Annotated in this window: 10 protein-coding genes; 8 read left to right on the forward strand and 2 right to left on the reverse strand. The window is 58.2% G+C overall.

Going from position 1 to position 8,821, the window contains the following annotated elements:
* Positions 1 to 70 precede the first annotated feature (70 nt).
* The gene (locus QCE49_RS32875; protein WP_284508453.1) at positions 71 to 478 is read left to right on the forward strand and encodes a GFA family protein; all 408 of its coding nucleotides are present in this window, start codon (positions 71 to 73) and stop codon (positions 476 to 478) included.
* A gap of 50 nt (positions 479 to 528) precedes the next feature.
* Here QCE49_RS32875 and QCE49_RS32880 read toward each other — a convergent pair whose 3' ends face one another.
* On the reverse strand, positions 529 to 1,314 hold the full coding sequence (locus QCE49_RS32880) for a GntR family transcriptional regulator (RefSeq protein ID WP_250460556.1): 786 nt from the start codon (positions 1,312 to 1,314) through the stop codon (positions 529 to 531).
* A 164-nt stretch (positions 1,315 to 1,478) separates the two neighbouring features.
* On the opposite strand from QCE49_RS32880, the gene QCE49_RS32885 reads away from it, so the two are divergent.
* From QCE49_RS32885 to QCE49_RS32905, 5 genes are all read left to right on the forward strand, one after another.
* Positions 1,479 to 2,318 (forward strand): alpha/beta fold hydrolase, encoded by an 840-nt coding sequence (locus tag QCE49_RS32885; RefSeq protein WP_250460555.1) that lies wholly within the window; start codon positions 1,479 to 1,481, stop codon positions 2,316 to 2,318.
* Between the two features lie 20 nt (positions 2,319 to 2,338).
* Positions 2,339 to 3,697, forward strand: a complete 1,359-nt coding sequence (locus tag QCE49_RS32890) for an amidohydrolase family protein (protein WP_250460553.1) — start codon at positions 2,339 to 2,341, stop codon at positions 3,695 to 3,697.
* A gap of 225 nt (positions 3,698 to 3,922) precedes the next feature.
* Positions 3,923 to 4,339 (forward strand): RidA family protein, encoded by a 417-nt coding sequence (locus QCE49_RS32895; RefSeq protein WP_250460551.1) that lies wholly within the window; start codon positions 3,923 to 3,925, stop codon positions 4,337 to 4,339.
* Between the two features lie 20 nt (positions 4,340 to 4,359).
* Entirely contained in the window at positions 4,360 to 5,241 is an 882-nt protein-coding gene (locus QCE49_RS32900) for a fumarylacetoacetate hydrolase family protein (protein ID WP_250460549.1), read from the forward strand.
* A 9-nt stretch (positions 5,242 to 5,250) separates the two neighbouring features.
* Positions 5,251 to 5,658, forward strand: a complete 408-nt coding sequence (locus tag QCE49_RS32905) for a hypothetical protein (RefSeq protein ID WP_250460547.1) — start codon at positions 5,251 to 5,253, stop codon at positions 5,656 to 5,658.
* A 21-nt stretch (positions 5,659 to 5,679) separates the two neighbouring features.
* Here QCE49_RS32905 and QCE49_RS32910 read toward each other — a convergent pair whose 3' ends face one another.
* A complete protein-coding gene (locus QCE49_RS32910) occupies positions 5,680 to 6,663 on the reverse strand; it encodes a LysR substrate-binding domain-containing protein (protein WP_250460545.1) in 984 nt (327 codons plus the stop codon).
* A gap of 237 nt (positions 6,664 to 6,900) precedes the next feature.
* On the opposite strand from QCE49_RS32910, the gene QCE49_RS32915 reads away from it, so the two are divergent.
* Both QCE49_RS32915 and QCE49_RS32920 read left to right on the forward strand, forming a co-directional pair.
* Positions 6,901 to 8,196 carry a Rieske 2Fe-2S domain-containing protein gene (locus tag QCE49_RS32915; protein ID WP_250460537.1) on the forward strand — a complete coding sequence of 432 codons (1,296 nt, stop codon included), beginning with the start codon at positions 6,901 to 6,903 and terminating at the stop codon, positions 8,194 to 8,196.
* A 2-nt stretch (positions 8,197 to 8,198) separates the two neighbouring features.
* A complete protein-coding gene (locus QCE49_RS32920; RefSeq protein WP_250460535.1) occupies positions 8,199 to 8,726 on the forward strand; it encodes an aromatic-ring-hydroxylating dioxygenase subunit beta in 528 nt (175 codons plus the stop codon).
* Positions 8,727 to 8,821: the final 95 nt, after the last annotated feature.

Raw genomic sequence — 8,821 nt, forward strand, 5'->3', positions numbered from 1 at the left:
CCGGTGGTCCGGTTTAAAAGGCTTGCTTACGGTTCGCATCGTCGTGAACGGAGTGGCACAGGAGCGGAGAATGAAGGTCCACGGTCGTTGCCATTGTGGCGAAATCCAATACGAAGCGGATGTCGAACCCGGGACCGTTTCGATATGTCATTGCGAAGATTGTCAAATGCTTTCGGGGACGGTCTTTCGCGCTAACGTTCCTGCGCCGGCCGACCGTTTCCTGCTCGTCAGAGGAAGTCCTCGGCAATATGTGAAGACGGGCACGAGCGGCGCAAGGCGAATTCACGCGTTCTGCGAGCAATGCGGCGGTCCGGTTTATTCGTGCGCGGCCGAGAATCCGACAACCTACTCGTTGCGCATCGGCGCCTTAGCCGAACGATACGAACTAGGAAGACCGGTACGCCAGATTTGGACAAAGCGCCGGTTTCCCTGGATGCATTGCCTTGAGAGCAACGACGAGTTTGATGGGCAATCGTGAATGCCGAACCCGCTGTCGTAGCTTTGTGTGATTGACCGCCTGCTTTGAGCTTATTTTGCCAAGGCGGTTTGCGCTTTCTTTGAACCCGGCGGACGTCCCCGGCGGCGCTTTAGATTTAGTGGCTGTTCGTGGTCGGACTCCGTGGAGACGTCCGTCGGGGCAAGTGATTTCGCTAGCATCGGAAGCATGAGATCGCGCGTTTGCTCGAGATGTGATGTCAACACGCGTACTGCCAGGTCCGCATCCCCCCCTAATATGGCGTCGAGCAAGGCAGTGTGCTCGCTTTCCAACTCGCCCTCAGCGCTGACAGCCGGCAACAAAGCGCGGTGATACATTGCGCTGGCCTCTGCCAGTTGGCGCACGATCTGCACGAGGCGCGGGCTGCCGCAAGCCTCCATCATGACGATATTGAATTCCTCGTGGCGTGCGAGCCATTCTGGATTCACGCGTTCTGGCTGCGAGTCGAGAGCCACAGGCGTGCGGCTGAGCCGATGGTGAGCTGCAACGACCCTCGATTGCCACTCCACGTCGCCGCGTGCGATGGACTGACGTAGCGCGATTCCCTCGAAGATGGCTCGTTGGCGCACGAGGTCAATCAGGTCGTCCGCCGTGAGCGCGCGAACGCGAAAGCCCTGCTGCGGCTCGATTTCGACCCATTGTTCGCCAGCAAGGCGATTCAACGCCTCGCGTACCACATTCAAGCTGACGCCGTGCGTTTGCGCCAGCAGCGATACCTTGATCCGCTGCCCTGGCAGCAGCTTGCCTGTCAATATTTCCTCGCGCAACTGATCGAACATCGCCGCATTTAACGTCCGGCCATCGTTTGTGTTTCGCATGCCCTGCAGCCAAGAGAAGAGTCTTTGCGAGGATAGCACGACATCGCCCGATAAAACTATTCCGATGCCAGTGATCCATCAAAAAATATAAGATGGATTTAATTTTGAAAAATGGATTCTGGCACGTAGAATTGTTTCGGCGATCTACCTACGGGGCCCCGAAGATGCCGACAATTGAAATGCGCGAAGAGCAGTTCGAGTTCGAAGGTATGCCGGTTACGGTCTATCGCGCGGGCGGGGGCTCGCCGTTGATAATGATCCACGGGTCGGGCCCTGGCGCTTCGAGCATCGGCAACTGGCGTGCCGTGTTGCCTGCGCTTGCTGCTCGCTTCGACGTCTATGCGATGGACCTAATTGGATTCGGCAAGAGTGCACGAAAGCAAGCTATCCCTTACTTCGACTTTGGCTTATGGCTGCGTCAGGCTGAAGCGCTCCTTGAGCGGGTTCCAGGCGAGAGAGTGGGAGTAATTGGCCACTCACTTTCCGGCGCCATTGCGTTGAACCTTGCAGCAGCGTCGTCACGCATCGCCGCCGTGCTAACAACGGGCACGATGGGCGCGCCGTTCGAAGCAACCGACGCGACGCGCCGTTGTTGGCGCTGCCCGGCCAATAGAGAGGAACTTGTCCTCGCGCTTCGGGGCTTGATCTACGACGCCTCGGTCATCGACGGCGCGTACCTTGCGGCCCGCGAGCCTGTCATATTCGGGCCGGGCTATGCTGAATACTTCAATAGCATGTTCGCCGGAGAGCCGTCGCAATATATCCGCGCAGCAGTGTTGGATGACGCGACGCTCGCGCGCATTCAATGTCCCGTCGCGCTCTTGCATGGTCGCGAGGACGTTGCCTTTCCCCCATCCAGTTCGGTACAGATCGCCGCCAGGCTGCCGCATGCAGACCTCACACTGCTTTCAGACTGCTCACATTCGGTCGCGTTCGAGCGTGCCGACGTTTTTCTCGCCACGGCGCATCGACTATTTGCCTCCGCGCTCGGACGCGTCAACTGACAGTAAGGGACCTCTATACCATGGCAACTTCGAACGGATATCTGCTTAAAGGCAGGATTATCGACGGCACATTGAACTCGCCGGTCGAGGATGGCGCGCTTGTGATCGAAGGCGAACGAATTTCGTGGGTCGGTGCCGCGCGCGATTTGCCGGCGGCACATACCGACCGTCAGCTGGAGGTCATCGATCTGCCCGGACGTACGCTCATGCCCGGGCTGGTCGACGGCCACACGCATATTTCGTTCGGCGAATCGCGGTCGGAGGAGGAAAACGCCCTCTACACGCCGGTCGAATTCCGCACAGCGAAGGCCCTCTATTACGCGAAGAAAGTATTGCAGGCAGGCGTGACTAGCGCGTTCGACGCAGCCACGACATATAACATCGCACAGGCCGTCAGAGATGCGATTGATACGGGTATGTTCGAGGGGCCGCGCTTTGCGGTGTCGGGCAAGCAGCTCACGAATCACCAGGGACTCGAGGACTCATTTCCTAACGAGATGCCGTTTCCGCTTGGGCAGAGCGCTGTGCTCGTGAAGACGCGCGAAGATCTCGTTGAACAGATACGTCTTCAGGTCAAGGACGAAGTCGATGCGATCAAGGTGTCCGGTTCAAACGACAACCTCATAACGCCGGACGCGTTGGGCTCGTCGGCATTTACGCTGGAGGAGTTCCGCATTATCGCAGAGGAAACACACCGGCTCGGCAAGATCTGCAGCGTTCACGCGCGTTCGCGAGACGCCGCGCTCTATTCGGCGCAGGCCGGATTCGACAACCTCTTCCATGCTTCATATATCGACGACGAAGGAATCGAGGCCTGTCTCAAAAATGGATGCGTCATCACGCCCACGCTCACCCTTCTAGTGAACCTTGTCGAAGCGAAGCAGAGCAATGCCGGCGCATCGGGCGCCGCAGCCTTCCGTGCTGAAATCGAGGCGGCGAGCTCAAACCTGCGTCGCGCTTACGAAGCTGGCGTGCCCATCATCGCTGGTAGCGAGAGCGGCTGGTCACCTGTGCCCTACGGCCAATGGCATGCACGCGAAATGCAACTCTTGGTCGATCTGCTCGGGCTTACCCCGTTGCAGGCAATCCATGCGAACACGCTTGCCGCGACGCGTCTCTTGCAACGCTTCGGTCATGAAGTCGGTAAGCTCGAAGTAGGGCGCCTTGCCGACGTCCTCGTGGTACCCGGCAATCCCCTTGATGACATCAGTCTGCTCCAGAGGCCAAAGGACTTCGACTACATCTTCAAGGGCGGGCGACCCATCGATCGTACGCCCCCCCCGCCGCGGCAGCGCAAATGGTATGAACGCACCAAGATCTTCCTTAACGGTGTGTACGAATACGATGAAGCAAGTGGTAGCGGCCGGTTGGTGCAGTGATCCTTTGCTACGCACCTGATCAGCGGCTTCGCTTACCGAGCGCGGTGCCTTCGTAGATTCGTATCATCGTCACGTGTTCGTTATTCGCGAACGTTTCCAGGCAATATTGAAGTCGAGATGCCAACCGCCTCGAGTCAAGGCGCGCCGTATCGGCCATCTGCTTCAGACGGTCGATACCACTTTGCGCTTCATTTCTTAGCAACTTCAACCGACAAGGACCATTTCATGAGTCAGTCCGTCAAGTACGTGAATCCTGAAGGCGCCTGCCCGGCGCAAGGCCTGTATTCCCATCTCGCACGCGTCAAGGCAGGAGAGATGATTTTCGTTGCAGGACAGCTCGCGGTGGGGGCAGACGGCTCGGTCGTCGGCGTCGGCGACTTTGATGCGCAGTTCAAGCAGGTCTTCAAAAATCTCGGGGACGTGCTCAAAGGTGTTGGCTGTGACTTCAACGACGTTGCCAAGTTCACCACCTACCTCGTCGCATCGCAGCATATACCGAACTTCATGCGCTGCCGGGCTGAGCTGTTCCCATCGCTGTTTGCCACTGACCTGTATGCACCCAACACGCTGCTCATCGTAGACCGACTCGTGAAGGAAGAGTTTCTGGTCGAAGTCGAGGCGGTAGTGCGGGCTCGAGACTAAGTTACTACGGGTGACATGACATGAAACTGATCAGCTTTGCACTTGGTGGCGAACGACGTATTGGCGCACTGACGGGCGAAGACCTTGTAGTGGACGTCACTGAGACCGTCGGCTCGCACGACATGAACGTACTCATTGAACGTTACGAGCGTCTGCGCGATGCGTTGGAGAGCGAAGTGGAAGCCGGTGACAAAAGGGAGCCGTTGTCGGGTGTGACGCTACTGGCGCCGATACCCGACGTACATCGCAACATCTTTTGCGTCGGCAAGAACTATTACGATCACGCACACGAGTTTGCCAGTAGCGGGTTTGACTCGAGCGCCGCGCGTGGCGCAGTGCCACCCGCACCGATTATCTTTTCGAAGCCGCCGAGCTCTGTTATTGGTCCCGGTGCGGCGATAGACTCGGCGCTAGATCCTATGGAAAGTGTCGACTATGAAGCCGAACTCGCAGTCGTCATTGGCAAGGCGGGACGTTGCACCGAGACAGACGACCCATGGTCATTTATCTTCGGCTACACGCTTATAAACGATGTGACCTCGCGCGGATTGCAGAAGCATCACAGTCAGTGGCTGCTAGGCAAAGGTATCGATACCTTTTGTCCGATGGGCCCCGCCATCGTAACCGCCGATGCGGCAGGCGATGTGAACGCGTTCGAGCTTCGCTGCGAGGTCAACGGCGAGGTGCGTCAAAAAGCGTTGCTATCGTCGTTAATATTTGATATTCCCACGCTGGTTCGGACGATCGGCAGGTCGATTTCGTTCGTACCCGGCGATGTGATAGCGACGGGCACGCCAGCGGGTGTCGGGCTCGGCTTCAATCCGCCACGTTATTTGAGACCTGGTGACCGGGTACGTGTTTCGGTCCCCCAGATTGGTGCGCTCGAGAACTACGTTGCGTGAGGCGACACCGTGCGCTGGATTTCCCTGCTCTATTCTTTGCACCTCGCTTCGCTTTTCGTCGCGGTCATATTTTGTGCGCGGCATTTCGGAGCGGCCGAGACAGTGTTGCTATGTGCCAGTGCATGGTTCCTGATCCTAGGTCGAGTGGCCGATCTCGGCGCGCTCGACGATTTCGGGGAGGATGGGTCCGAAGCGCTCGCGCGTGACCTGGAAAAAGCGAACGCCACGCTCTTGCGTTTCGAACGCCGCCAGGCGAGTTTGAACGAGCTCCTGGCATGCCAGGGGCTCATACGACGTTGTGACGCGTTGAATGAATGGCTGTTGATCTCCAGGCGCCTGAACGTCGACGACCCTGGAGTTGAGCAGGAAATTTATGCTTTGCGCGAGCGCTTGCTCGATAACGAGGCTCGTGCATAGTCTGTGCCCGCAGCCGGTAAGTCAATATTCACGTCGCCGTTCGATTCGCTCGTTTAGTTCGCGTTCGGCGCGCGCCTCCTCAATTGCCCAAACACGAAATGCCTCGACCGCCTCGCGTCGAGCCACATTCTCATTTGAAACCAGGTCGTACCCATAGTGCAGGGGCACTTCAAGTGAAAACGGTGCAACCAGCTTGCCGGTAGCCAGCGCTTCGCGGGCGAGCGCCGGCGTAGTCACTGTGATGCCGAGACCCTCGGCTGCTGCTTCGAGCGCCAGTATCGAATGCGAGAAATGCATCCCTTCCGTAGTGTCGATACCGGTGAGGCTTTGCGCCTGCACCCAGATGTCCCAGTAAGAGCGTTGGTCGTACATCAGGCCACGGTCGTCGTGCAACAGCGGAATACGTGCAATGTCGATGGTGTTCATGCCGGACGCAGGTAGCCGCTCGGGCGCGCATAAAGGTGTGATAGTCACCGGGAATAACGAGGTCACGGCCAACCCCGCGTAGTTCCCGGTGCCAAACGTGACCACGACGTCGAGTTCCTCGCACCACGACTGCAGGGTGCCCGAGTCGGTCGCGCGCGTTCCGCCTAGCGTCCGATAGCCGAATTGCCGCATCCTGGTGGAGACGCGCACATCGATGCGGGGATGTCGGATCGCAAAGCGGTGCAGGCGCGGCATCAGCCATCGCATCGCGAAGGAGGGCGGCGCGAGAACCGTTAGCACGTCGCCGGCTCCTGCGCTGCCAATCAGTTCGACGGCCTCTCTCAGCTTGCCGAAGCCATCTCTGAGGCTGGGTAACGCTACTTCGCCAGCGCTTGTGAGTTCCAGTCCGCTGGGTAGTCGCCGGAACAGCTTCGTGCCGAGCATCTCTTCGAGGTTTTGGATCTGGTGGCTGACGGCCGTTGGCGTGACATTGAGTTCCTGAGCGGCGCGCTTGAAGCTGAGCAGGCGTGCTGCAACCTCGAACGTTTTCAACGCAGTCAGCGGGACCGGGCGACTCATGGCAGGGTGAATTTTTCTCAGTCAGTGGATGAAAAATCATCGGGTGACGACATTTTATTGTGCCAATAATCTGACGCCCAATAGTTGTCGCAGGCCACCAGAGGAAGCGCGTAGCCTTATGTGGCAGCCTGCCTGGCCTCGTGTGCCGACCATCTATTGAAGAGACCGGCGTTTCAGCGGTCGCATTTCCTCCGTCCTCATACTTGGCGTCCGTCTGCGTCAAAAAAGGAGTATCTGATGCCCTACAGCAGTGACTACCTGCGTTCATTGGTAAGGGAAGACCGCGTGCATCGCAAGATGTACGTCGACCCCGAAATCTTCGAACTTGAAAAGGAAAAGATTTTCAAGAAGGTCTGGATGTACGTCGGGCATGAAAGCTTGATTCCACATCCAGGCGACTACTACTGCACGACGCTGGTCGGACAGGAAGTCGTGCTGAGCCGGAGTCCGGAGGGAAGCGTCAATGTCATTTTCAACCGCTGTGGCCACCGTGGTGCCAAGGTGCTGAACCGCAGGCGCGGCAACGCTAAAGTATTCACCTGCATGTATCACGGTTGGGGGTTTAAACCCGACGGCACCCTGGCCGGCGTTCCGATGAAGGCGGACTTCCCCGGCCGCGTGCTCGAAGAGCGGGCCTCAGGTATGGTCGCATTGCCCCGAGTGGAGACCTATCGAGGTTTCGTGTTTGCATCGTTCAATGCGGACGTCGAGTCACTGGAAGAATATCTGGGTGAAGCGCGCCGCGGCATTGACGAGCTGACGGACAGATCGCCCGTCGGCAAGATTGAGTTTGCCTCGGGTTGTCATCGCTACCACTTCGATGGCAACTGGAAGCTACAGTTGGAGAATCAGGCCGACATGTATCACCCCGCTGCATGCCACGCGTCCACTGTGGGACCCGACGGGCGACAATTTCAACGACGTGCCGGCAAGCAGGGCGGGGACGCGGCGTTCTTCACGGCCAATGGCGAAGCCGTCGTCGCGCAGACGGGCGTGCGCGGCTTCCTCAAAGGGCATAGCTCGGAAGCCTCCCTCTTCGACAAGGAGCAGTCGGGAGGTGTGTGGGACGAATACCGGGCGATGATGATCGATGCGTACGGCGAAGAGCGCACGAAGGACATTCTAAAGAATCGCCGCCATTCGATGACGCTATTCCCGAGCGTAGACATCCTGATTGCGCAGACGTCTGTTCGCGTCATCCGCGCCGTCGCAGTTGACCGCACGGAGATCGAAATCTGGCCAGTCAGGCTCGTTGGTGCGCCCGACGTCATCTCTACGGATCTCGTCAAGTACGTAAACATCACGCACTCGGCATCGTCGTTCATACAAAGCGACGATCTTGAAGCATTTGAACGCTGCCAGGAAGGACTAGCGACAGAAGGTGCCGAGTGGTTCCTTGTCGCCAAGGGTCTCGGCGATGAAATCGACGAAGGTAAGGGCGTCTTGTTCGGACCCAGGTCGAGTGAAGTTGGACAGCGCGCGCAGCATATCGCATGGCGCGATCTGATGGGCGCGCAAGGGGCGACGGAGTGACTATGAAAAACGAAATCCAGACGCTTTCCAAAGCTCATTTGCAGCACCCCCGCGCGGCAGAAGTTCGTGCGTTTATCGAAGCCGAAGCTCAACTACTCGACGAACGTGAATTCGACGAATGGAGCAACCTGTTCGCAGACGACGCGGTGTACTGGGTTCCGGCCGAGCGCGGACAGACGTCATGGCTCGACCATGTATCACTTTTTTTCGATGACAAGCATACGCTGAAGACGCGAGTGCAGCGACTCAATCACACTATGATGCACTGCCAGGATCCCGAGTCACAGTGCATCCGTGTCGTGTCGAACGTCACCGTTCTCGACGTACGGGAGCAGGAGGACGCAACACGCTTCTTCGTACGCTCGAAGTTCATCATGTTGGAGGACCGTTACGGCAAGCCGCAGCGCGTCTTCGGCGGCACCTATTCGCACACGCTCGTGGCGCAGGGGCAGGGCTTTCTGATTGCGCTGAAGCGGGTTGACTTGACCAACTGCGACGGGAGCTTTCCGAACCTAACGCAGCCCTTTTAGTTGACGGTAGCGGGCGGCCGCGCGGGACAGGCCCGCCACCCCAACCCAAAACCCCCAAGACAGGGCCGCCAAAAAAAAAAAAAAGAGGAGACAAC

It is taken from the genome of Caballeronia sp. LZ008 (genome assembly GCF_031451435.1).
Taxonomy (GTDB): Bacteria; Pseudomonadota; Gammaproteobacteria; order Burkholderiales; family Burkholderiaceae; genus Caballeronia; species Caballeronia zhejiangensis.